This window comes from Streptomyces aquilus, assembly GCF_003955715.1.
Lineage (GTDB): Bacteria > Actinomycetota > Actinomycetes > Streptomycetales > Streptomycetaceae > Streptomyces > Streptomyces aquilus.
Map to the genome: position 1 here is coordinate 4,881,362 of NZ_CP034463.1, position 23,438 is coordinate 4,904,799.

The 23,438-nt window shown below is 72.3% G+C and carries 19 protein-coding genes; 6 read left to right on the forward strand and 13 right to left on the reverse strand.

The features are described 5' to 3' along the window. Positions 1 to 22 precede the first annotated feature (22 nt). On the forward strand, positions 23 to 907 hold the full coding sequence (locus EJC51_RS22425) for a LysR family transcriptional regulator (protein ID WP_126272737.1): 885 nt from the start codon (positions 23 to 25) through the stop codon (positions 905 to 907). On the opposite strand, the gene EJC51_RS22430 is transcribed toward EJC51_RS22425, so the two are convergent. Next, entirely contained in the window at positions 891 to 1,790 is a 900-nt protein-coding gene (locus EJC51_RS22430) for a LysR family transcriptional regulator (protein ID WP_126272738.1), read from the reverse strand. The two genes, EJC51_RS22425 and EJC51_RS22430, sit on opposite strands and share 17 nt — an antisense overlap. 134 nt (positions 1,791 to 1,924) lie before the next feature. Between EJC51_RS22430 and EJC51_RS22435 the strand changes: the two genes are divergently transcribed. From EJC51_RS22435 to EJC51_RS22445, 3 genes are all read left to right on the forward strand, one after another. Continuing rightward, positions 1,925 to 2,836, forward strand: a complete 912-nt coding sequence (locus EJC51_RS22435; RefSeq protein WP_126272739.1) for an SDR family oxidoreductase — start codon at positions 1,925 to 1,927, stop codon at positions 2,834 to 2,836. A 49-nt stretch (positions 2,837 to 2,885) separates the two neighbouring features. After that, entirely contained in the window at positions 2,886 to 3,473 is a 588-nt protein-coding gene (locus tag EJC51_RS22440; RefSeq protein WP_126272740.1) for a DUF4240 domain-containing protein, read from the forward strand. A gap of 475 nt (positions 3,474 to 3,948) precedes the next feature. Next, positions 3,949 to 4,977, forward strand: a complete 1,029-nt coding sequence (locus EJC51_RS22445; protein ID WP_126272741.1) for an isopenicillin N synthase family dioxygenase — start codon at positions 3,949 to 3,951, stop codon at positions 4,975 to 4,977. A gap of 52 nt (positions 4,978 to 5,029) precedes the next feature. Here the strand turns inward: EJC51_RS22445 and EJC51_RS22450 are convergent, their stop codons facing one another. Next, complete coding sequence (locus EJC51_RS22450) at positions 5,030 to 6,133, reverse strand: citrate synthase 2 (RefSeq protein ID WP_126272742.1); 1,104 nt, start codon at positions 6,131 to 6,133, stop codon at positions 5,030 to 5,032. A gap of 268 nt (positions 6,134 to 6,401) precedes the next feature. Here EJC51_RS22450 and pdxH point away from each other — a divergent pair, with 268 nt between their 5' ends. Beyond that, complete coding sequence (pdxH, locus tag EJC51_RS22455) at positions 6,402 to 7,031, forward strand: pyridoxamine 5'-phosphate oxidase (RefSeq protein ID WP_399582635.1); 630 nt, start codon at positions 6,402 to 6,404, stop codon at positions 7,029 to 7,031. Here the strand turns inward: pdxH and EJC51_RS22460 are convergent. Genes EJC51_RS22460 through EJC51_RS22495 form a run of 8 tightly spaced genes read right to left on the reverse strand, consistent with a single transcriptional unit; the run spans position 7,021 to position 17,077 of the window. Beyond that, the gene (locus EJC51_RS22460) at positions 7,021 to 7,677 is read right to left on the reverse strand and encodes a TetR/AcrR family transcriptional regulator (protein WP_425276801.1); all 657 of its coding nucleotides are present in this window, start codon (positions 7,675 to 7,677) and stop codon (positions 7,021 to 7,023) included. The genes pdxH and EJC51_RS22460 overlap by 11 nt on opposite strands. After that, on the reverse strand, positions 7,665 to 8,411 hold the full coding sequence (locus tag EJC51_RS22465; protein WP_126272744.1) for an enoyl-CoA hydratase family protein: 747 nt from the start codon (positions 8,409 to 8,411) through the stop codon (positions 7,665 to 7,667). The genes EJC51_RS22460 and EJC51_RS22465 overlap by 13 nt, the downstream gene beginning before the upstream one ends. After that, entirely contained in the window at positions 8,408 to 9,976 is a 1,569-nt protein-coding gene (locus EJC51_RS22470; protein ID WP_126272745.1) for a 4-coumarate--CoA ligase family protein, read from the reverse strand. The genes EJC51_RS22465 and EJC51_RS22470 overlap by 4 nt, the downstream gene beginning before the upstream one ends. 37 nt (positions 9,977 to 10,013) lie before the next feature. Then, complete coding sequence (locus tag EJC51_RS22475) at positions 10,014 to 11,153, reverse strand: acyl-CoA dehydrogenase family protein (protein WP_126272746.1); 1,140 nt, start codon at positions 11,151 to 11,153, stop codon at positions 10,014 to 10,016. After that, the gene (locus EJC51_RS22480; RefSeq protein ID WP_126272747.1) at positions 11,150 to 13,000 is read right to left on the reverse strand and encodes an ATP-binding protein; all 1,851 of its coding nucleotides are present in this window, start codon (positions 12,998 to 13,000) and stop codon (positions 11,150 to 11,152) included. The genes EJC51_RS22475 and EJC51_RS22480 overlap by 4 nt, the downstream gene beginning before the upstream one ends. 17 nt (positions 13,001 to 13,017) lie before the next feature. Continuing rightward, positions 13,018 to 14,616, reverse strand: coding sequence for an acyl-CoA carboxylase subunit beta (locus EJC51_RS22485; protein WP_126272748.1), 1,599 nt, complete (start codon positions 14,614 to 14,616; stop codon positions 13,018 to 13,020). Continuing rightward, positions 14,613 to 16,286, reverse strand: a complete 1,674-nt coding sequence (locus EJC51_RS22490; RefSeq protein ID WP_126272749.1) for an acyclic terpene utilization AtuA family protein — start codon at positions 16,284 to 16,286, stop codon at positions 14,613 to 14,615. The genes EJC51_RS22485 and EJC51_RS22490 overlap by 4 nt, the downstream gene beginning before the upstream one ends. Beyond that, positions 16,283 to 17,077 carry a TIGR03084 family metal-binding protein gene (locus EJC51_RS22495; protein ID WP_126272750.1) on the reverse strand — a complete coding sequence of 265 codons (795 nt, stop codon included), beginning with the start codon at positions 17,075 to 17,077 and terminating at the stop codon, positions 16,283 to 16,285. The genes EJC51_RS22490 and EJC51_RS22495 overlap by 4 nt, the downstream gene beginning before the upstream one ends. A gap of 211 nt (positions 17,078 to 17,288) precedes the next feature. Here EJC51_RS22495 and EJC51_RS22500 point away from each other — a divergent pair, with 211 nt between their 5' ends. Further along, positions 17,289 to 18,056, forward strand: a complete 768-nt coding sequence (locus EJC51_RS22500) for a hypothetical protein (protein WP_126272751.1) — start codon at positions 17,289 to 17,291, stop codon at positions 18,054 to 18,056. An 86-nt stretch (positions 18,057 to 18,142) separates the two neighbouring features. Here the strand turns inward: EJC51_RS22500 and EJC51_RS22505 are convergent, their stop codons facing one another. The 3 genes from EJC51_RS22505 to EJC51_RS22515 all read right to left on the reverse strand — a co-directional run bounded on the left by EJC51_RS22505 (position 18,143) and on the right by EJC51_RS22515 (position 23,293). Then, positions 18,143 to 19,096 (reverse strand): EamA family transporter, encoded by a 954-nt coding sequence (locus tag EJC51_RS22505; protein ID WP_244362791.1) that lies wholly within the window; start codon positions 19,094 to 19,096, stop codon positions 18,143 to 18,145. 116 nt (positions 19,097 to 19,212) lie between these two features. After that, positions 19,213 to 20,337, reverse strand: coding sequence for a lipid II:glycine glycyltransferase FemX (locus tag EJC51_RS22510; RefSeq protein ID WP_126272753.1), 1,125 nt, complete (start codon positions 20,335 to 20,337; stop codon positions 19,213 to 19,215). Between the two features lie 127 nt (positions 20,338 to 20,464). Further along, positions 20,465 to 23,293: an FAD-binding and (Fe-S)-binding domain-containing protein gene (locus EJC51_RS22515; protein WP_126272754.1), complete on the reverse strand. Its 2,829-nt coding sequence runs from the start codon at positions 23,291 to 23,293 to the stop codon at positions 20,465 to 20,467. Positions 23,294 to 23,438 lie beyond the last annotated feature (145 nt).

Genomic DNA, 23,438 nt, shown 5'->3' on the forward strand with positions numbered 1-23,438 from the left:
ATGAAGTGATATGCATGGAGATATGGAGCAGCGGCCGGAAGTCCCCCTCCCTCAACTTCACGCCTTCGTCGTCCTCGCCGAGGAACTGCACTTCGGGCGGGCCGCCGCGCGGCTCGGTATCGCTCAGCCGCCGCTGAGCCAGCAGATCCGGCGCCTGGAGGACAAGGTCGGCGCCCCGCTCCTCGTACGGCCGCCGGGCCCGGTCACCCTCACACCGGCTGGACGGGAACTCCTCCCTGCCGCCCGCCAGGCCCTTGCCGCGCTCACCGACGGCCTCGCGGCGGCCCGCGCGGCGGCCGCCGGCCGGACCGGCACCCTGCGCCTCGGCTTCGCCGCGTCGCTCGCCCTGACGCTGCTGCCGGGGCTGCTGCGCAGCTACGTGGACCGCTATCCGCACGTACGCCTGGACATCCGCGAGATGACCACCGCACCCCAGCTGACCGCCCTGCGCGAGGGCGGTCTCGATGTCGGCCTCCTGCGCGAACCACCGTCCGCCGACCCGGACTTGTCCTTCCGTACGGTCCTGACGGAGCCGTTCGTGGCGGTGCTGCCGCGCGCCCATCCCCTGGCGGCCCAACGCACGGTGACCCCCGACGAGTTGGGCGCCCACCCCTTCGTCCTCCTGCCGCGCGAGGCGGGTCCCGGCCTCCATGACCGCATCACCGGCCTGTGCGCCCCGCGCGTCGCCCAGCACGCCACCGAGTGGCAGACCGTCTGCGCCCTCGTCGAGACCGGCCTCGGGGTGTCGCTCGCACCGGCGAGCATCCGCCGTGTCCGGCTCAAGGGCGTCGCCTTCCGGCCCCTCGCCGCGCCGGGCGCGCGGACCGTGGTCGCGGTGGCCTGGCGCCGGGACGACGACAGCCCGCTCGTCGCGAACCTCCTGGAGACGGTCACGCACCAGGGGTGAGATGCTCCCGCGCGGCCTTGCGGAAGGCCGTCACCAGGCGGTTGCGGTCGTCCGCGCGGGTGGCGACGACGACGTGGCTGGGCTCGACGCCCTCCAGCGGGACCATGGTGAGGTCGGGCCGCAGGACCCGCCCCACGGACTGCGCGGCGACCGCCAACGACTCGCCGGAGGCGACGAGTTCGAACTTGTCCTCGACCGCCTCGATGAGCGGCCCGTCCGGCGCCGGGCGCCCGTCCGGGCGCGGCTCGAACCGCCAGAACGCGCTGCGCACCGGGTCCGCCGTGCGCGGCAGCCGCTCGTCGGCGATGTCGTCCAGCGTGACGGCCTCCTTGCCGGCCAGCCGGTGGTCCAGCGGCACGATCAGCACGCGCGGCTCGTCGTAGAGGACCGTCACCCGCAGCCCCTCGGTGCGGAACGGCAACCGCGTCACCACCGCGTCGACCCGGTGGTCGAGCAGGGCGTGGTGTACGTCGTCCCAGGCCAGGTGGGCGGTCACCACCTCGGCGTCCGGGTGCCGGTGCCGTACCGCCCGGACCGCCGGGGTGACGATGATGCCCGGGGTGAAACCGACCGTCATCCGATGCGGCTGAGCGGCGGCACGCGCGCGTACGGACGCCTGAGCCGCCGCCCGCAGCAACGCCTTCGCCTCCGTGAGGAAGACCTCCCCCGCCTCCGTCAGCCGCGTCCCCTGCGGCGTCCGGTCCAGCAGCCGCGCCCCCAACTCCCGCTCCAGCCGCTGCACCTGGCGGCTCAGCGAGGGCTGGGTGATGTGCAGGGCGTCGGCGGCCCGGCCGAAGTGGCGATGCTCGGCGACGACGGTGAAGTAGCGGACGAGACGGAGATCGAGGTCCACGGTGCCGGGGTTCGGCTGGGAGTCGGCCATACAACGAGCCTAGCTGCGGTGATGCCCAGATCGCATTGCCGTATACGAAAGAGGCTTTGGACGCGGGAGCCCACCGTTCCCGAGGCTGGAGGCATCCCGAAATCCCGGTTTCCATCCCTCTGGGGGTCATCAGCATGCGTGTGTTCGTCACCGGCGCCAGCGGCTTCGTGGGCAGCGCCGTCGTACGTGAACTCATGGGCGCCGGCCACGAAGTGGTCGGCCTGGCCCGCTCCGACAACTCCGCGGCGGCGCTGCGGGCCGCGGGCGCGCAGGTGCACCGCGGCGACCTGGACGACCTCGACAGCCTGCGCCGGGGAGCGGAGGCGGCCGACGGTGTCATCCACACCGCCTTCAAGCACGACTTCTCGAACATCGCCGCCTCGGGCGTCATCGACCTGCACGCCATCGAGGCGATGGGGTCGGTGCTGGAAGGCACCGGCAAGCCCTTCGTGACGACGTCGGCGTTCCTGGTCGAGCGCGGCGTCTTCGGCACGGAGGAGGACGCGGCCCACCCGGATTCCGTGGCGCCCTTCCGCGTCGCCTCCGAGGAGGCCACCCTCGCCCTCGCCGACCGCGGCGTACGCGCCTCGGTCGTCCGCCTGCCTCCGTCCGTGCACGGCCGCGACGACGGCGCCTTCGTCCCCAAGCTCATCGACATCGCCCGCGACAAGGGCGTCTCCGCGACGATCGACGCCGGCACCAACCACTGGCCCGCCGTCCACCGCCTCGACGCGGCCCGCCTCTACCGCCTGGCCCTGGAGAAGGCCGACGCGGGCACCCGCGTCCACGCGATCGACGACGAGGGCGTCCCCTTCCACGCCATCGCGACCGCGATAGGCCAGGGCCTGGGCGTACCGGTGGTACAGGTGGCCGGCGCCGAGGCCGCCGCCCACTTCGGCTGGTTCGCCCACTTCATCGCCCTCGACCTCCGCGCCTCCAGCACCCTGACCCGGCAACGCCTGTCCTGGAAGCCGGAGCAGCCCGACCTGCTCGCGGACCTGGCGGAGGGGCACTACTTCGAGGAGGGGCGCCGGAGCATCCTCTGAGGGCTCGGCAGCGGGGCGACTGTCAGACCCGGCTGGCACAGTGCGTGCCGTGGACACGAAAGAGTTCTGGCACCTCATCAACAAGGCCCGCTTCGCCACGACGGACGAAGCCCCCTTCCACGAGGCACTGGCCGCCCTCCTGGCAGCCCGCCCCAAGCAACAGATCCTGGAGTACCAGGACCACTTCGACACCCTCCACGACGCCCTCTACCGCTGGGACGTCTGGGCCGCCGCCTACCTCATCGGCGGCGGCTGCTCCGACGACAGCTTCATGGACTTCCGCGCGGGCCTGATAGCCCAGGGCCGCCACTGGTACGAACGCGCGGCCGCCTCCCCCGACTCCCTCGCCGAGCACCCCGACGTCATCGCGGCAGCCACCGATGTCGGGGACCGCGCCCTCTTCGACGAGGACGCCAACTACTGCGCCTCCGACGCCTACGAGCGGATCACCGGCGAGGGCGAGACCTTCTGGGCCGACTGGAAGCAGTACGTGGCCGACCGTCCCTCTGTCGATTCCCCCGCCGATCCACTGGGCGAGGACTTCGACTTCGACGACGAGGACGAGATGCGCCGACGGCTGCCTCGGCTGGCGGCCCTGTTCCTCCCCGCTCCGTCAACATCTCGAAAAAGCGGTTGATCGAGCGCCGAGGGGTTTTTAGGCTGCTGCTACTTCAGAAGGGAGGTGGTTCGGCAGATGTATTCCTACCGGACGGAAGAGGTGGCTGCGGGCTAGCGGCCCGTCACCACATTCAGTGCGGTGCCGGACCAGTGCGCGACAGAAGCGTGCAGCCGGCCCAATCCCAAGCAGTCACCCGACCCGTGAGCTCGCCGGTACGTCCGGCCGGCTCCCCCGCCGAGGCGGGGGGACCCGAGCTCGCGGGTCGTCTGCGTCTCCGCAGGGATGCGGAGAAGTTTTACGGGCATGATCTGCGACACCCGCGTTTTCTTCGGTGCGCAGTACTCTGACCGTATGCTTTCGCTCGTTCGACGCCGCCACGTGGACTACGTCCGCGTCACGAGCATGGGCTGTCGACGCTCCATCTGAGCCTCCAGCCCTTCCGCGCAGCCATCCGCTGCCGCCTTTTCTCCCTCTCACCCTTTGCGGACGCACCATGACCCACGTGTCGACGACTCCGTCGTACCAGCAGCTCCCGATCATCGATCTCTCGGCCGCCGATCGCGGTCCCCAGGCCCGTGCGCTGCTCCGTGCCCAGCTGCACAGCGCCGCTCATGACGTGGGGTTCTTCCAGCTCGTCGGGCATGGGGTCCCGGAAGCGGAGACGCGCGCCCTCCTGTCCGCCATGCGGAGGTTCTTCGCGCTGCCCGAGGACGAGCGGCTCGCCCTCGACAACGTACGGTCGCCGCACTTCCGCGGATACACCCGCACCGGTGACGAGCGCACCGGTGGCAGCCGGGACTGGCGGGACCAGCTCGACATCGGGGCCGAGCGGCCCGCGCGGATACCCGGGGCCGGTGAGCCGGCGTACTGGTGGCTGGAGGGGCCCAACCAGTGGCCCGACTCGCTGCCCGAGCTGCGTACCGCCTCGCTCGCCTGGGTCGAGCGGCTCAGCTCCGTCGCCGAGCGGCTGCTGCACGAGCTGCTCGTCTCCATCGGGGCGCCCGCCGACTTCTACGACCCGATCTTCGGCGACCGGGCCCACCCGCACCTCAAGCTCGTGCGCTACCCGGGGAGCGCCGGTGACGGCGCCGATCAGGGCGTCGGCGCCCACAAGGACTACGGGTTCCTCACCCTGCTCCTCCAGGACCAGGTCGGTGGCCTCCAGGTGCAGCGGGAGGACGGGCTCTTCCATGACGTGCCGCCGCTGGAGGGGGCCTTCGTCGTGAATCTCGGGGAGCTGTTGGAGGTGGCCACGAACGGGTATCTCGTGGCCACCAACCACCGGGTCGTCTCCCCGCCCGGCGCCACCGAGCGGTTCTCCGTGCCGTTCTTCTACAACCCCCGCCTGGACGCGCGGGTGGAGCCGCTGCCCTTCCCGTACGCCGATACCGCGCGCGGTATCACCGACGACCCGGCCAACCCGCTCTTCGCCGAGTACGGCTACAACGAGCTCAAGGGCAAGCTGCGGGCGCATCCGCTGGTGGCGGAGCGGCATCACGGGAGCCTCTTGACTCCGGCGTGAGGAGCGCCCTTCGCACCGGCCCGCAGTCGCCCGCGCTCCTCATCCACCCACCTCAGTGGTCGGCGATGTTGCCGTATCCCTCGATCTCCTGCGGGCTGCGCACACCCGGTCCCACATAGCGGGCGGAGGGCCGTACCAAGCGGCCCGTGCGCTTCTGCTCCAGGATGTGCGCCGACCACCCGGCCGTACGGGCGCACGTGAACATGGACGTGAACATGTGCGCCGGGACCTCGGCGAAGTCGAGGACGATCGCCGCCCAGAACTCCACGTTCGTGGCCAGGACGCGGTCCGGGCGGCGGGCGTGGAGTTCCGCCAGGGCCGCCTTCTCCAGCGCCTCGGCGACCTCGAAGCGCGGCGCGCCCAGTTCGCGTGCCGTGCGGCGCAGCACGCGCGCGCGGGGGTCCTCGGCCCGGTACACCCGGTGGCCGAAGCCCATCAGCCGTTCGCCCTTGTCGAGGGCCTGCTTGACGTACGCCTCCGCGTCCCCGGTGCGCTCGATCTCCTCGATCATGTACAGGACGCGGGAGGGGGCGCCGCCGTGCAGCGGGCCGGACATCGCTCCTACGGCACCCGAGAGCGCCGCCGCGACGTCCGCGCCGGTCGAGGCGATGACCCGGGCCGTGAAGGTGGACGCGTTCATGCCGTGCTCGGCGGCGGAGGTCCAGTACGCGTCGACCGCCGCGACGTGCTTGGGGTCGGGTTCGCCGCGCCAGCGGATCATGAAGCGTTCGACGACGGACTGGGCCTTGTCGATCTCGCGCTGCGGGACCATGGGGCGGCCCTGGCCGCGGGCGGACTGGGCGACGTAGGACAGGGCCATGACGGCGGCGCGGGCGAGGTCGTCGCGGGCCTGGGCCTCGTCGATGTCGAGGAGGGGTTTCAGGCCCCAGACGGGGGCGAGCATGGCCAGGGCCGACTGGACGTCGACGCGGATGTCGCCGGAGTGGACGGGGATCGGGAAGGGCTCGGCGGGCGGCAGGCCGGGGCGGAAGGCGCCGTCGACGAGCAGGCCCCAGACGTTGCCGAACGAGACGTGGCCGACGAGGTCCTCGATGTCGACGCCGCGGTAGCGGAGGGCGCCGCCCTCCTTGTCCGGTTCGGCGATCTCCGTCTCGAACGCGACGACTCCTTCGAGGCCAGGTACGAAGTCGGACATCAGGCGGCTCCTCATGATGTGTACGACGGATGACGCCGACGGATCCACGGCCTGTGCGGGGGCTCGCGGTCCTGGGCGGTCAACCCGGTGCTGCCCCGTTGATGCCCCGTTCGGTCGGCGGTCACCCCACGGGGGTGGCATCTGCACCATATCCCTGAGTGTCACCCTTGGGCAGGGTTCGCGGCACTCAGTGCCACCTTCCGTGGAGTGACGTTCGATACGGCAAGATGACCACGTGACCGATGCCGTCTTTCCCGACCCCGCCTCCATGCGCAAGCAGTACCGGGCCGAGGGGCTCTCCGAGACCGAGCTCGCCGCCACCCCGGTGGAGCAGTTCGCGCGCTGGTTCAAGCAGGCGGCGACGGAGGCCCATCTGTTCGAACCGAACGCGATGGTGGTGTCGACGGCGGACGCGGAGGGCCGGCCGAGTTCGCGGACGGTGCTGTTGAAGCAGTTCGACGAGCAGGGGTTCGTCTTCTACACGAACTACGACTCCCGCAAGGCGCGCGACCTCGGCGAGAACCCGTACGTCTCGCTGCTCTTCCCGTGGCATCCGATGGCCCGCCAGGTGATCGTCAGTGGCGTCGCGCGTCGTACGGGACGGGACGAGACCGCCGCGTACTTCCGTACCCGGCCGCACGGTTCGCAGCTGGGGGCGTGGGCCAGTGAGCAGTCCTCGGTGATCGGGACCCGGGCCGATCTGGAGGCGTCGTACGCCGAGTTGGCGGCCCGCTATCCGGAGGGCGAGCAGGTGCCGGTGCCGCCGCACTGGGGTGGCTTCAGGGTGGCTCCGCGGACGGTGGAGTTCTGGCAGGGCCGGGAGAACCGGCTGCACGACCGACTGCGGTACGTGGCGGAGGCGGACGGGAGCTGGCGGGTGGAGCGGCTCAGTCCCTGAGCGCCGACTCCACCAGCGCCGTCCACTGTGCGACCACCTTCTCCCGGCGGCCCTGGTCGTCGGTGAGCAGGTTGGCCAGGCCCAGGCCGCGGGCCATGTCCAGCAGGCCCTGGACCGTCTCCCGTGCGCCCGGTCTCGATTCGTCCGCGCCCAGCAGGTCGACCGCTATCCGGTGGGTCTCGCGGCCGACGCGGGCCTCCAACTCCGTCACTCGCGGGCGGAGTTGTTCCTCGTTGGACGCGGCGACCCACAGGTGGAGGGCGGCGCGGAAGAGCGGGCCGGTGTAGAGGTCGACCAGGGCGGCCACGACCGCCCGGCGGTCGCCCGCCGCGCCCTGCGGGAACAAGGCGCGGATCGCACCGGAGCGCTCCTCGGCGACGTACTCCACGGCCGCCGTGAACAGGTCCTCGCGGGTGGGGAAGTGGTGCTGGGCGGCGCCGCGGGAGACGCCCGCGCGTTCGGCGACGACGGAGACCGTGGAGCCCGCCCAGCCGCGTTCGGCGAGGCAGGCCACGGCGGCTTCGAGGAGCCGCCGGCGGGTGGCCCGGCTGCGGTCCTGCTTCGGCGTGCGTTCGCCGGCGGAACGGTCCGTGCGTTCGCCGGGGGAACGGTCCATACGGTCGCCGACCGTGCTCACAGCGCCCATGCGGGGTCCCGTCGTTCTAGAAAGGCTGTCATGCCCTCGCGGGCCTGCGCGGAGGCGAACAGGCGGGCCGAGAGCGCGGTGAGGTCCGCCGCGTCCCGGTCGAAGGCTTCCAGCACCCTAACCGTGAGCAGCCGTTTCGTCTCGGCCAGGGCTTCGGGGGCGGCTTTGCGCAGTCCTTCCAGGACGGGTTCGAGTACGGCGTCCACGTCGTCGCCGGTCGCCGTCAGCAGGCCGATGCGGGCGGCCTCGGCGGCGTCGAAGCGCTCGCCGGTGAGGTAGTAGCGGGCGAGGGCTCGCGGGTCGGTGCGGGGCAGCAGGGGGAGGGAGATGACGGCGGGGGCGACCCCGATCCGTACCTCCGTGAAGGCGAAGGTCGCCGCGGTGGACGCCGCGCCGATGTCGCAGGCGGCGAGCAGGCCGAGGCCGCCCGCGCGGACGTGGCCGGTGACGCGGGCCAGGACGGGTTTCGGTGCGGCGACGATCTGGCGGAGGAGGCCCACCAGCGCGTCGGGGTCGGGTGGGTTCTTGAGGTCGGCGCCGGCGCTGAAGGTGGTGCCGGTGTGGGTGAGGACGACCGCGCGGACGTCGCCGTCCTTGGCGCAGTCGGTCAGTGCGTCCGCCAACTCGCCGACCAGGGCGGCCGACAGGGCGTTGCGGTTGTGCGGGGAGTCGAGGGTGAGGGTCTCGACGCCCCGCGTGCGGGTGCGGCCGATCAGGGCCGGGTGCGCTGTCATGCGAGCTCCCTCAGTCGGCGGCGCAGGATCTTGCCGGAGGCGGCGCGCGGGACGTCGTCGATGAAGGTGACCTGGCGGACGCGTTTGTAGGGGGCGACGCGTTCGGCGACGTGCATCATGACCTCTCCTTCGGAGAGGTCGGTGGCGGTGGGCTGGCGGACGACGTAGGCGTGCGGGACCTCGTTGCCCTCGTCGTTGTAGACGCCGATGACGGCGGCGTCGGCGATGCCCGGGTGGGTGAGGAGCAGGGCTTCGAGTTCGGCCGGGGCGACCTGGAAGCCCTTGTACTTGATGAGTTCCTTGACGCGGTCGACGACGAACAGCCAGCCGTCGGCGTCGACACGGCCGACGTCGCCGGTGTGCAGCCAGCCGTCGGTGTCGATCATCGCGGCGGTGGCGTCGGGGCGGCCGAGGTAGCCCTTCATGACCTGGGGGCCGCGGATGAGGATCTCGCCGGCCTCGCCGACGCCGAGGTCCTTGTCGGGGTCGTCGAGGGAGACGATGCGCATCTCGGTGCCGGCGATGAGCTTGCCGACGGTGCCGGCGGGGGCCTCGCGCATGCCGTCCAGGGGGACGATATGGGTGCCGGGCGACAGTTCGGTCATGCCGTACGCCTGGCCGACCGGCGGCAGGTTCAGGCGCCGCGAGCAGGCGGCGGCGAGCTGGGCGTCCAGCGGGGCGGCGGCGCTGATGATGTGCCGCAGGGACGACAGGTCGTACTGCGCGACCAGCGGGTGCTTGGCGAGCGCGAGGACGATCGGCGGGGCCACGAACAGGTCGGTGATGCGGTGGTTCTGGATGGCCGCGAGGTAGGTCTCCAGGTCGAAGCGGGGCAGGACGACGACGGTGGCGCCCTGCCGCAGCGGCGCGTTCATCAGGGCGGTCAGGCCGTAGATGTGGAAGAAGGGCAGGACGGCGAGGATGCGGTCGCCGGGTTTCGCCGGGATCAGCGGCTCCAGCTGGGCGAGGTTGGTGGCGATCTGGGAGTGGGTGAGCATCACGCCCTTGGGGATGCCGGTGGTGCCGGAGGAGTACGGCAGCGCCGCCACGTCCTCGACCGGGTCGATGTCGACCTGCGGCTCGGGGGCCGTGGTGCCCAGCATGTCGATGAGCGAGCGGTGTCCGGGCGCGCTGTCGCAGACGAAGATCTCCTCGACTCCGCCGGAGAGTTCGGCCGCCCTGCGGGCCGTTTCGAGGAGGGGGGAGACGGTGACGATCCAGCGGGCCGCCGAGTCGGTGAGCTGCTTGGCGAACTCCTCCGCCGTGGCGAGCGGGTGGACGGTGGTGACGGAGGCGCCCGCGCGCGTGGCCGCGTAGAACGCGGTCGGGAAGGCGATCGTGTTGGGGCTGTGCAGGGCGAGCACGTCCCCCTTGCGCACCCCTGCCTCGGCGAGCCCGGCGGCCACCCGCCGGTGGAAGGCGTCCAGTTGGGCGTACGTGAGGGTGGTGCCGTCGGTGCCGTCGATCAGGGCGGGTACGTCGCCGAACTCGGCGGCGCGGCCCAGTACGGCCTCGTGGATGGGGAGTTCGACGGGCGGGACGTCTGCGTACTCGCTGCGGAACATGGTTCCTCCTCGCACAACGCTGTGCCGGGTCAGGCTCTCAGTACGACTTGGGCAGGCCCAGGGTCTGGTGGGAGACGTAGTTGAGAATCATCTCCCGGCTCACCGGGGCAATACGAGCCACGCGCGCGGCGGTTATCAACGAGGCGAGCCCGAACTCGCGCGTGAGGCCGTTGCCGCCCAAGGTGTGCACGGCCTGGTCCACCGCCTTCACGCAGGCCTCCCCCGCCGCGTACTTCGCCATGTTCGCCGCCTCGCCCGCGCCGGCGTCGTCCCCGGCGTCGTAGAGGTGGGCCGCCTTCTGCATCATCAGGCGGGCCAGTTCCAGGTCGATGTGGGCCTGGGCGAGGGGGTGGGCGATGGCCTGGTGGGCGCCGATGGGGGTGTTCCACACGGTGCGGTCGCGGGCGTAGGTGACGGCCTGCGCGAGTGCGTACCGGCCCATGCCGATCGCGAACGCGGCCGTCATGATGCGCTCGGGGTTGAGGCCGGCGAAGAGCTGGAGGAGACCGGCGTCCTCGTCGCCGACGAGCGCGTCCGCGGGGAGCCGTACCTCGTCGAGCGTCAGCTCGAACTGCTTCTCCGCAGCCTGGAGTTCCATGTCGATCCGGCGGCGGTGGAACCCTTCGGCGTCCCTCGGGACGATGAAGAGGCAGGGCTTGAGGCGGCCGGTGCGGGAATCTTCCGTGCGGCCGACGATGAGGGTGGCGTCGGCGATGTCGACGCCGGAGATGAAGACCTTGCGGCCGGTGAGCAGCCAGTCCCCTGTCTCCGGGTCGCGGCGGGCCGTGGTGGTGATGCGGTGGGAGTTGGAGCCGGCGTCGGGTTCGGTGATGCCGAAGGCCATGGTGCGGGTGCCGTCGGCCAGGGCCGGGAGCCATTCCTGCTTCTGGGTCTCGGTGCCGAAGCGGGCGATGACCGTGCCGCAGATGGCGGGTGAGACGACCATCATCAGCAGGGGGCAGCCCGCGGCGCCGAGCTCTTCGAGGACGATGGAGAGTTCGGAGATGCCGCCGCCTCCGCCGCCGTACTCCTCGGGGAGGTTGACGCCGAGGTAGCCGAGTTTGGCGGCCTCGGACCAGAGGGTCTCTCGGTCGAAGCCGCGGCCGTGGCGCTTGCCCAGCTGGGCGACGGCGGCGCGCAGGGCGGTGTGTTCCTCTGACTCCAGGGTGATGCTCACTGGTCCTCCTCTACGACGGCGAGCAGGGCACCGACGGCGACCTGACCGCCGACGACCGCGTGCAGAACGCTGAGCGTCCCCGTGACCGGGGCCGAAATGCGGTGTTGCATCTTCATCGCTTCGAGCCAGACGATCGGTTCACCGGCCTCGACCTTCGCCCCGGCCTCCAGGCCCTCGGCGATCCTGACCACCGTTCCCGGCATGGGGGCCACCAAGGAGCCCGGGGCCAGCTGTGCCTTCGGGTCGGGGAAGCGGGGCAGGGCCCTCAGCGCGGTCGCGCCGACGTACACCTCGTCGCCGTACCTCGACACCTCGTACCGGCGCCGCACGCCGTCCACTTCGAGTACGACCAGACGTGCGTCCACGTGCACCACCCGCACCCCGGCGGCGTCGTCCGGCTCCCAGCCCTCCCGTGTGTGCCGGTACCGGACCTCGATCTCCTCGCCCGCCACCTCGTACCGCTTCACCTGTGGCTGTGAAGGGACGTTGCGCCAGCCGCCGAAGCGGGAGCGGCCGTGGGCGGCGGCGAGGGCGGCGGCCAGCGGGGCGTGCGGGTCGGGGGGCGTTGAGGTCAACGACGTGAGGTGGCGGTCGTAGAACGCCGTGTTCATGGCCGCTGTCGTGAACTCGTCGTGGCGCAGGGAGTTCACCAGGAGGGTTCTGTTGGTCGTCGGGCCGTGGAGCCGGGCCTGTTCCAACGCGCCGGCCAGTTTGCGGATCGCCTCCGCGCGCGTGGGGGCGTGGGCGACGGCCTTGGCGAGCATCGGGTCGTAGTGGACGCCGATCTCGTCGCCGTCCTCGTAGCCGGTGTCCAGGCGGACGCCGGGGATCGTGAGGCGGTGCAGGGTGCCGGTCTGGGGGGCCCAGTCCTGGGCCGGGTCCTCGGCGTAGAGGCGGGCTTCGACGGCGTGGCCTCGCGCGCGTGGCGGTGATTCGGGGAGGGGCTGTCCTTCCGCAACGGCGATCTGGAGTGCGACCAGGTCCACGTCGAACACCGCCTCCGTCACCGGGTGCTCGACCTGGAGGCGGGTGTTCATCTCCAGGAAGTGCGCCTTGTCGTCGGCGACGAGGAACTCGACGGTGCCCGCGCCGACGTAGGAGACGGCGCGCGCGGCGCGCACGGCCAGCGTGCGCAGCTCCTCTTCGAGCCCCGGGGAGAGCCCGGGCGCCGGTGCCTCCTCGATGACCTTCTGGTGGCGGCGCTGGAGGGAGCAGTCGCGGGTGCCGAGCGCCCAGACCGTGCCGTGGGTGTCGGCGAGGATCTGCACCTCGACATGGCGGCCGTTCTCGATGTACGGCTCGACGAACACCTCACCGTCCCCGAAGGCGCTCGCGGCCTCGGCGCGCGCGCCCTCCAGTGCGGCGCTCAGCTCCTCCAGGCGGCGCACGATCCTCATCCCGCGCCCCCCGCCGCCGGCGGCCGCTTTCACGAGCACCGGCAGGTCGGACGCGCTCACCTCCCCCAGCGGCCGGAGCCCCATCAGCTCCTTCGCGCGCGTCTTGGACGCCATCGCCTCGATCGCCTCGGGCGGCGGGCCGATCCACACCAGCCCCGCGTCCAGGACGGCGCGGGCGAAGTCCGCGTTCTCGGAGAGGAAGCCGTAACCGGGGTGCACGGCGTCCGCGCCGGCGGCGACGGCCGCCTTCACGATCAGGTCGCCGCGCAGATACGTCTCGGCAGGCGTCGCCCCCGGAAGTCGTACCGCCGCGTCGGCCACGCGCGCGTGGAGCGCGTTCGCGTCCGGGTCCGAGTGCACGGCGACGGTTCGGATTCCCCACTCACCGCAGGTGCGGAAGATCCGGCAGGCGATCTCGCCCCGGTTGGCGACGAGCACAGTCCCTATCAAGTGATCCCTCACATCCCTCACATCCGGAAGACGCCGAAGCCGCCGCGCGCACCCTCGTACGGCGCCGTGTGGATGGCCGACAGGCACAGGCCGAGGACCGTGCGGGTGTCGCGCGGGTCGATGACGCCGTCGTCGTAGAGGCGGCCGGAGAGGAACATCGGCAGCGACTCGGACTCGATCTGCTGCTCCACCATGGCCCGCAGGGCCGCGTCGGCCTCGTCGTCGTACGGCTGCCCCTTCGCCGCCGCCGACTGCCGGGCGACGATGGAGAGGACGCCCGCCAGCTGCTGCGGTCCCATCACGGCGGACTTGGCGCTGGGCCAGGCGAAGAGGAAGCGGGGGTCGTAGGCGCGGCCGCACATGCCGTAGTGGCCGGCGCCGTAGGAGGCACCCATGAGGACCGAGAGGTGGGGCACCCTGCTGTTGCTCACCGCGTTGATCATCATCGCGCCGTGCTTGATGATGCCGCCCTGCTCGTACTCCTTGCCGACCATGTAGCCGGTGGTGTTGTGGAGGAAGAGGAGGGGGATGTCGCGCTGGTTGGCGAGCTGGATGAACTGGGCGGCCTTCTGCGACTCCTCGGAGAAGAGCACCCCCTGGGCGTTGGCCAGGATGCCGACCGGGTAGCCGTGCAGGGCCGCCCAGCCGGTCGTCAGGCTCGTGCCGTACAGCGGTTTGAACTCGTCGAAGTCGGAGGCGTCGACGATCCGGGCGATGACCTCGCGCGGGTCGAAGGGGGTCTTGAGGTCGCCCGGGACGATGCCGAGGAGTTCGTCGGCCGCGTACTTGGGCGGCTCGGCGAGGGGCGGATCGGCGTACGCCTTGCGGTGGTTGAGGCGGGCGACCACGCGGCGCGCCTGCCGCAGGGCGTCCTGCTCGTCGACGGCGAAGTAGTCGGCGAGGCCCGACACGCGCGCGTGCATCTCCGCGCCGCCCAGCGACTCGTCGTCGCTCTCCTCGCCGGTGGCCATCTTGACGAGGGGCGGACCGCCGAGGAACACCTTGGCGCGCTCCTTGACCATGATCACGTGGTCGGACATGCCGGGGATGTAGGCCCCGCCCGCCGTGGAGTTGCCGAAGACGACCGCGACCGTGGGGATGCCGGCGGCGGAGAGCCGCGTCAGATCCCGGAAGATGGCGCCCCCCGGGATGAAGATCTCCTTCTGGGACGGCAGGTCGGCGCCACCGGACTCCACCAGGCTGATGCAGGGCAGCCGGTTGGCGAGGGCGATGTCGTTCGCCCGGAGCGCCTTCTTCAGGCTCCACGGGTTGCTCGCACCGCCGCGCACGGTCGGGTCGTTGGCGGTGATCAGGCACTCCACGCCCTCGACCACCCCGATACCGGTGACGAGCGAGGCACCGACCGGGTACTCGCTGCCCCACGCGGCCAGCGGGGACAGTTCCAGGAAGGGCGTGTCCGGGTCGAGGAGCAGTTCGATGCGCTCGCGGGCCAGCAACTTTCCGCGCGTGCGGTGGCGCTCCACATATTTCGGACCGCCCCCGGCCAGCGCCTTGGCGTGCTCGGCGGTCAGCTCGTCCAGCTTGGCGAGCATGGTCTCGCGGTGGGCGAGGTAGTCGGCGCCTTTCACGTCCAGCGCGGACGACAGGACGGTCACAGGAGGGCCTCCGGGATGTCCAGGTGGCGGGAGCGCAGCCATTCGCCGAGCGCCTTGGCCTGCGGATCGAAGCGGTGCTGGGCGGCGACACCGGCGCCGAGGATGCCCTCGACGACGAAGTTGAGGGCCCGCAGATTGGGGAGTTGGTGCCGGATGACCTTCAAGTCCGCTGTCTCCGGCAGGAGTTCACGGAAGCGGTCGACGGTGAGGGTGTGCGCGAGCCAGCGCCAGGCCTCGTCGGTCCGGACCCACACGCCCACGTTGGCGTTGCCGCCCTTGTCCCCGCTGCGGGCCCCGGCGACGAGGCCGAGCGGGGCGCGTCGGGTGGGGCCCTGCGGAAGGGGGGCGGGCGGCTCGGGTTCGGCGGGATCTTCGAGTACGAGGGTGTCGCGGGCCGGCGCCACAGGGATGCGGCGGCCGTCATGGAGGACGGCCACATGGTCGACGGCGCCATGGGGGACGTACACATCCTCGAAGACCCCATAAGGCGCGCCTTTTCCAGGTGGCGCGAGCACATGGAAGCCGGGGTAGCTGGCGAGGGCGAGTTCGACCGCGGCGCCGCTCAGGGCCCGCCCGACCGCGTCCTGGTCGGGGTCCCGTACGACGAGCCGCAGCAGGGCGCTGGCAGTCTCCTCGGTGTCGGCGTCCACGCGATCGGTGCGGGCCAACTCCCAGCGGGCGGAGGCGACTTTGCCGACGACCGGTTCCATCTGCGCCCGCACCAGCGCCGCCTTCGCCTCGATGTCGAGGCCGGTGAGGACGAAGACGACCTCGTTGCGGAAGCCGCCGAGCTTGTTCAGGCCGACCTTGAGGGTGGGCGGCGGGGCCTCGCCGCGGACGCCGGAGACGCGGACGCGGTCGGGGCCGTCCTGGGTGAGGCGGACGGTGTCGAGGCGGGCGGTGACGTCGGGGCCGGCGTACCGGGCGCCCTGGGTCTCGTACAACAGCTGGGCGGTGACCGTGCCGACGTCGACGAAGCCGCCGGTGCCGGGGTGTTTGGTGATGACGGCGGCGCCGTCCTCGTGGAGTTCGGCGAGGGGGAAGCCGGGGCGGCGGAGGTCGTGGGAGCCGTCGGCGAAGAAGGCGTAGTTGCCGCCCGTCGTCTGGGTGCCGCACTCCAGGACGTGCCCGGCGACGACCGCGCCCGCGAGCCGGTCGAAGTCCGCCGGCCCCCAGCCGAAGTGGGCCGCGGCGGGCCCGGTGACCAGGGCGGCGTCCGTCACCCGCCCGGTGACGACCACGTCGGCGCCCGCGCGCAGGCACTCCGCGATGCCGAAGCCGCCGAGGTAGGCGTGGGCGGCGAGGCTGCCGGGGTGGGCGGAGGTCAGGTTGTCGCCCTCGACGTGGGCGACGCGGACGGCGATACCGAGACGGTCGGCCAACTCCCTTACTCGGTCGGCGAGTCCGGCCGGGTTCAGGCCACCGGCGTTGGCGACGATCCGTACGCCCCGCTCCTGCGCGAGGCCGAGGCACTCCTCCAACTGCCGCAGGAACGTGCGGGCGTACCCGGCGCCGGGGTCCTTCAGCCGGTCGCGACCGAGGATGAGCATGGTCAGCTCGGCGAGGTAGTCGCCGGTGAGGACGTCGAGTTCACCGCCGGTGAGCATCTCGCGGAGGGCGTCGAAGCGGTCGCCGTAGAAGCCGGAGGCGTTGCCGATGCGCAGGGTCATTCTCCGGCCCCTTTGGGTGCGCGCCCGTCGCCCGGCGGGCCCGCGAAGGCCTGGGCGATGTCCAGCCACCGGTCGGCGTACTCGCCCACGGCGGTCAGGGCGAGATCGGTGCGATGGGCGCGCTGGGTGACCAGGAGGCAGAAGTCGAGGGCGGGGCCGGTGACGCGGTCGGTGGCGTTCTCGGGACCGTGGATCCACAACGCACCGGACGGAGCGACGAGTTCGACCCGGAACTCCTCGAACGGCGGGGTCAGTCCGTGCACGCCGAAGGCGAAGTCGCGGGTGCGGACGCCGAGTCGGGCGATGTGCCGGAGCCGGTCGGTGGGGGTGCGGGTCACGCCCAGCGCGTCCGCCACGTCCCCGGCGTGCGCCCAGGTCTCCATGAGGCGGGCGGTGGCCATGGAGGCGGTGGACATGGGCGGGCCGTACCAGGGGAAACGGGCGCCGGGCGGAGCGGCACGCAGGGCGTCGGCCAGGTCCTCGCGCCCCGCCCGCCAGTAGGCGAGCAGCCGCTCCGGAGGCTTCGCCGCCCCCTCCTCGGCACCGTTGTCCACGAAGTCCCCGGGTGCGGCCAGCGCCTTCTCGACCTCACGGGAGAAGGCCGCCTGATCGGTCACGGCGAGCAGGGAGGAGTGGTCCGTCCAGGCGAGGTGGGCGATCTGGTGGGCGACGGTCCAGCCGGGGGCGGGGGTCGGCAACGACCACTGCTCCTTGCTCAACCCGGCCACGAGCTGGTCGAGTTCCTCGCTCTCCGCGCACAGGTCGTCGATGACGGGCGTGGGGTCTGCCATGGCAGCGAGGATGGCAGCCGGCTCATAAACAAGCAAGCGCGCTTGCATTCTTTTTTCCGTCCCGCCGAGCCCCGTCCCGCCGAGCCCCGTCCCGTCGAGTTCGGTCCCGTCGAGTTCGGTCCCGCCGAGTGAGTACGGCTACTCATGCCGTCGCCGGGCGGCGCGGGAACGATGGGCGAGGAGGGTGGGCATCCGACCTGGAAGGTGGGGCATGGGCAGGTTTCTGGCGGGGGTCGGGGCCGTGGTCGCGGCCGGGGTGGCGCTGATCGTGGCGTATCTGGCGGGGGCGCCGGCGGATGTGGTGTTCGGGGCCGGGGCGGGGGTGCTGAGCCTGCTGTGGCTGCTGCTTCTGCTGACCGTGCCGTGGAACCTCTACTTCCGGGCGCACGCCGTGCTCGCGGAGATCGCGGTGAGCCGGGAGAAGGGCCTCAAGATCTCCTCGTCCCGGGACGCCGAGGCCCGGCGGATCGCCCGCGCGATGCTGCGGACGGCGGTCGCGGGGCATGTGGTGACGGCGGCGGTCGTCGTCGCGGTCACCTGGGCGACGGGCGCGTTGACGGGCTACTGGTTCGCCGCGTTCTTCCTGCTGAGTACGTTCTTCCGCCCGGCCGGCGCCTGGTTCGGCCAGCTCCGGCGGCGGCTCGGGACGCTGCTCAAGGACGTCACGTATCCCCGGGACGACGTGGTCGAGCTGAACGCCCGCCTCGACCGCGCCGAGACCGGGACGCGGGTGCTGGAGGAGAAGGCGGAGGAACAGTACCGGGCCCTCGCCGAGCTGCGCCGGACCGTGGACGCGCTGGCGATGAGCGCGTACGAACGGGCCGAGGAGGCGGACCGCAGGATCGCCGCGCTGGGCCGGGAGTTCGAGTCCACGGTGAACCGCCTCACCGACAACCAGGAGATCATCGCGGGGGTGAAGGCGTTCCTGCGGATGGTGCGCGCACCGGAGCTGCCGGGGGATGCGGCGGCGTCGGGCTGAGCGGGGTGCTGTTCCCCTCGGGCCGACCGGGCTGACCGGGCTGACCGGGCTGCTGTACCCCCCAGGCTGAGCGGGGTGACCTGGGTTCAGTGCCCCTCGGGCACCTCCGCCTTCCCCCGCCCCGTCTGCGTCAGCACCACGCCCATGCTGGCCGCGATGACCAGGGCGATCGCGGCGGCCTCCGTCGCGGACAGGGCCTGGCTCAGGACCAGGAAGCCGGCCGTCGCGGCGATGGCCGGTTCCAGGCTCATGAGGATGGCGAAGGTGGAGGCGGGCAGGCGGCGCAGGGCGATGAGTTCCAGGGTGTAGGGCAGGACCGAGGAGAGGACGGCCACCGCCGAGCCCAGGGCGATGGTCGTGGGGTCGAGGAGCCTGGTGCCGGACTCGACGATGCCGAGCGGCAGGAACACCACCGCCGCGACCGCCATGGCGAGGGCGAGCCCGTCCGCCTGCGGGAAGCGGCGGCCGGTGCGGGCGCTGAAGACGATGTACGCCGCCCACATGGCGCCCGCGCCCAGGGCGAAGAGGACGCCCACGACGTCGAGGCTGCCGAAGCCGCCGCCGCTGAGCAGCACGACACCGGCGAGGGCCAGGCCGGCCCAGACGAGGTTGATCGCGCGGCGGGAGGCGAGGACCGACAGGGCGAGGGGGCCGAGGACCTCCAGGGCGACCGCCGGACCGAGCGGGATGCGGGCGATCGACTGGTAGAAGAGGCCGTTCATCCCGGCCATCGTGAGGCCGAAGACGATCACCGTGGCCCAGTCGGCGCGGCCGTGTCCGCGTACCCGCGGCCGGCACACCACCAGCAGCACGAGCGCCGCCGCCACCAGCCGCAGCGTCACCACGCCGAGCGCCCCGGCGCGCGGCATCAGGCTCGCCGCGAGGGCCCCGCCGAACTGCACGGAGATGCCCGCGGACAGCACCAGGCCGATGGAGCCGAGGGAGCGTCGGCGCGGGGTGCCCGCCGACGGCTGGGCGGTGGAGGTCTCGGCAACCAGGGGTGCCGAAAGCGAGTCGGCGGCGGTGCTGGGGGTGCTCACGGGGCCTTCCAGGGGTTCGGCACGCGGGACGTTCATCTCGATGTACTGTCCAGTCCAGAGTAATGGACTACGTCAGGAACGTGAACCCCTTTTGCCGCTGTCCGGAGCGAGCCTCTCTACCGCCGCGCCATGTACAGGTCCAGCGCCTTGTGCAGCAGCCGGTTGATCGGGAAGTCCCACTCCCCCAGGTACTCGATGGCCTGACCGCCCGTGCCGACCTTGAAGCGGAGCAGGCCGAGGAGGTGGTTGGAGTCCTCCAGGGTGTCGGTGATGCCGCGCAGGTCGTAGACGGCGGCGCCCAGCTCGTGGGCGTCGGCCATCATCCGCCACTGCATCGCGTTGTTCGGCTGGACCTCGCGCTTGTGGGCGGTGGAGGCGCCGTACGAGTACCAGACGTGCTCGCCGACCGTGAGCATCGTGGCCGCGGCGAGGACGTCGCCGTCGTGGCGGGCGAGGTACAGGCGCATGCGGTCGGGGTGTTCGGCGTTGAGGACGGTCCACATGCGCTGGAAGTAGGCGAGCGGGCGCGGGATGAAGCGGTCGCGTTCGGCGGTCTCGGTGTAGAGGGCGTAGAACGCCGGGAGATCCTCGGGGCCGCCCCGCACGACCTCGACTCCCGCCTTCTCGGCCTTCTTGATGTTGCGCCGCCACTGCTGGTTGAGGCCGCGGTGGATCTCGTCCAACGACCGCCCGGCGAACGGGACTTGGAACACGTAACGGGGCTGTCCGGCGGCGAAGCCGTCCTCGCCGCCCGGCTCCGTCTGCTGCCAGCCCGCCCGCCGCAGCCGGTCGGCGACGTCGAAGGCACGGGGTTCGTACGACGTCGCCTCGGCGTCCCGCAGCCGCCGGGCGGCCGGGTCGGCGATCGCTGCCTTCACGGCGTCGGCGCTCCAGCGGCGCACGACGACGGGCGGCCCCATCTTCACCGAGAACGCGCCCTGCTGCCTGAGATGGACGAGCATCGGCTCCAGCCAGCGCTCGGCGAGCTCGGCGTCGTACCAGTCGATGAGCGGCCCCTCGGGCAGATACGCGAGGTACTTCTTCAGCTTCGGCACCGGCCGGTACAGCACCAGCCCCACCCCCACCAGCCGCTCCCCCTCGTCGAACCACCCGAGACTCTCCGCCCGCCAGTCCGGCTTCACCTCGCCCCAGGCGGGGATCTGGGTGTGGCTGGCGGAGGGACGGGCGGCGATGAAGGCGAGGTGGTCGGGGCGGGAGATGGGACGGAGACGGAGGGACATGGACAGTGCTCCTGTGGATCGGCTGCGGCTACCCCGGCTACCCGGATCCCGTCACTCTACGAACTGTCCGGCCGCCCTCCCCCCACCCCAACGATCACGCCTCCCGCCCTTCCCACCGGACGTCCGGTCACGCCTCCAGCCCCTCCGCCAGCACCTCCGCCAGATGCCTCCCCCGCACCCCCGCCAGCTGTTCCAACTGTGTCCGGCAGGAGTAGCCGTCCGCCAGGATCACCGTCCCGGCGGTCGCCTCGCGCACGGCCGGCAGCAGCTGCTCCTCCGCGCAGGCCCGTGACACCTCGAAGTGCCCTGCCTCGAAGCCGAAGTTGCCCGCCAGGCCGCAGCAGCCGCCGGTCAACTCCCCGTCCAGGCCCGCCGCTTCGCGCAGGCGGCGGTCGGCCATGTCGCCCAGGACCGCGTGCTGGTGGCAGTGGGTCTGGCCGGCCGCCGGGCGGTTCACGCGCGGTGGGGTCCAGTCGGGGGCCAGGCGTTGCAGCGCCTCCGCGAAGGTGAGGACGCGGGATGACAGCGCGGCCGCGCGCGGGTCGTCGCGGAGGAGTTCCGGCAGGTCCGTGCGCAGGGCCGCCGCGCAGCTCGGTTCCAGGACGACGACCGGGAGGTCCGTCGCCAGCACCGGTGCCATCAGGTCGAGGGTGCGGCGCATGACCGTACGGGCGCGGTCGAGCTGGCCCGTCGAGACGTACGTCAGCCCGCAGCAGACCCGGCCGCGGCGGGCCGTGAGCGGGGCGAAGGTGGGTGAGGAGGTGTGAAGGGTGGGCGGGAGGACCAGCGAGAGGCCCGCCGCTTCCAGGACCCGGACCGCCGCGCGGCCCACCTCGGGCGACAGGTGCTCGGTGAAGGTGTCCGGCCACAGCACCACCTTCGGGCCGGTACCTGCCGGAGTCGGCCGCCTCCCCCACCACCGCGTGAACGTCTCCCCCGCCACCCGCGGAAGCCGCCGCTCGGGCGCGATCCCGCCCAGCCGTTTCGCCGCCCACGCCAACGGCCCCACCGCGGCCAGCGCGTTGACCACCGCCGCCGTGCGCGTACGTGCCACCGCCCGCAGCCACACCGGCAGCCGGCCCATCACGTAGTGGGCGGCCGGCCTGCGGCGCCCGGCGTAGTGGTGGTGCAGGAACTCCGCCTTGTACGTGGCCATGTCCACCCCGACCGGGCAGTCCGAGCGGCAGCCCTTGCAGGACAGGCACAGGTCAAGCGCCTCCCGCACCTCCTCCGAGCGCCAGCCGTCGGTCACCACCTCGCCCGCGAGCATCTCGTGCAGCAGCCGGGCGCGCCCGCGCGTGGAGTGCGCCTCCTCGCCGGTCGCCCGGAACGACGGGCACATCACGGCAGACCCGGCCACCGACGTCGTACGGCACTTCGCGACGCCCACGCAGCGGCGGACCGCGGCCGAGAAGTCGCCGCCGTCGCCGGGGTAGCCGAAGGCCACGTCGACCGGTTCGCGGGGGAGGGCCGAGAAGCGGAGGTTGGTGTCCAGCGGGGCCGGGCGGACCAGCATGCCGGGGTTGAGGAGGTCGTCCGGGTCCCAGACGCCCTTGGCGCGCTCGAAGAGGGACACCAGCTCCGCGCCGTACATCCGCGGCAGCAGCTCCGCCCGCGCCTGCCCGTCGCCGTGCTCCCCGGACAGCGAACCGCCGTGCGCCACGACCAGGTCGGCGAGTTCCTCGGAGAACCGGCGGAAGCGGGCGACGCCCTTGTCGGTGAGCAGGTCGAAGTCGATGCGGACGTGGATGCAGCCGTCACCGAAGTGGCCGTACGGCGTCCCGCGCAGCCCGTGGTCGGTGAGGAGGCGCCTGAAGTCCCGTAGGTACGCGCCCAGTCGGGGCGGCGGCACCGCGCAGTCCTCCCAGCCGGGCCAGGCCTCGGAGCCGTCCGGCATCCGGGTCGCGGTCCCGGAGGCGTCCTCCCTGATGCGCCACAGGGCCCGCTGTCCGGCCGGGTCGGTCACCACCAGCGCGTCCACGACGTCCGCGGCCCGCACGACCGTCTCCGCACGCGCGCGTGCCTCGGCCTCGGTGTCGCCGCCGGTCTCCACGAACAGCCAGGCCCCGCCGCGCGGGAGGGCGGCCGCCGAGGGCACCAGGTCGGCCGCCATGCCCTCCACGGTCAGGGGGTGGTGGAGCAGCAGCCCGGCGGCGGCCTCGGCGGCCGCGCCCTCGTCCGCGTACCCCAGCACGGCCAGCGCACGCGCGCGGGGCGCCGCCACCAGCCGTACGACCGCCTCGGTCAGCACGCCGAGGGTGCCCTCGCTGCCGCAGAAGGCGCGGGCGACGTCGGCGCCCTTCTCCGGCAGCAGCGCGTCCAGCGCGTACCCGGAGATGCGGCGGGGCAGCTCCGGGAAGCCGGTGCGCAGCCGGGCGAGGTCGCCCGCCACCAGGTCGCGCAGGCCGTCCGGGGCGCCGGCCCAGTCCTGCCCGAGCCGCAGCCGCCGGCCACGCGCGGTGATCACGTCGAGTGCGCGGACGCTGTCGGCGGTCGTCCCCCAGGCCACCGAGTGCGAGCCGCAGGAGTTGTTGCCGATCATGCCGCCGAGCGTGCAGCGGCTGTGGGTGGAGGGGTCGGGGCCGAAACGCAGGCCGTACGGGGCGGCGGCGTCCTGAAGGCGGTCCAGGACCAATCCGGGCTGGACGACGGCCGTACGGGACTCCGGGTCGAGGGCGACCAGGCGGTTCATGTGGCGGGTGAAGTCCAGCACGACACCGGTGCCGGTGGCCTGACCGGCGATCGACGTCCCGCCGCCGCGCGGCACCACGGGCACGCCGCGCTCCCGGCACACCGCGAGGACCGCCGCCACGTCGTCGGCGTCTCTCGGCGCCACCACCCCCAGCGGGACCCGCCGGTAGTTGGACGCGTCCATGGTCATCAGCGCCCGGGACGTGACGTCGAACCCGACCTCACCCCGGACGGCCGCCCGCAGCGCCGACTCGAGATCCGTCATGGCTCCAGCATGCATCCGACCACTGACAGTGACGAAACACCGACGGCGACGAACCCACCGCGCGCCGCCGGAATCTGTGAACGCCTCCAGAACCTACCCAGTTTGATCACCAACTCCCATATAGTGACCGCTTATTGAGCGACAG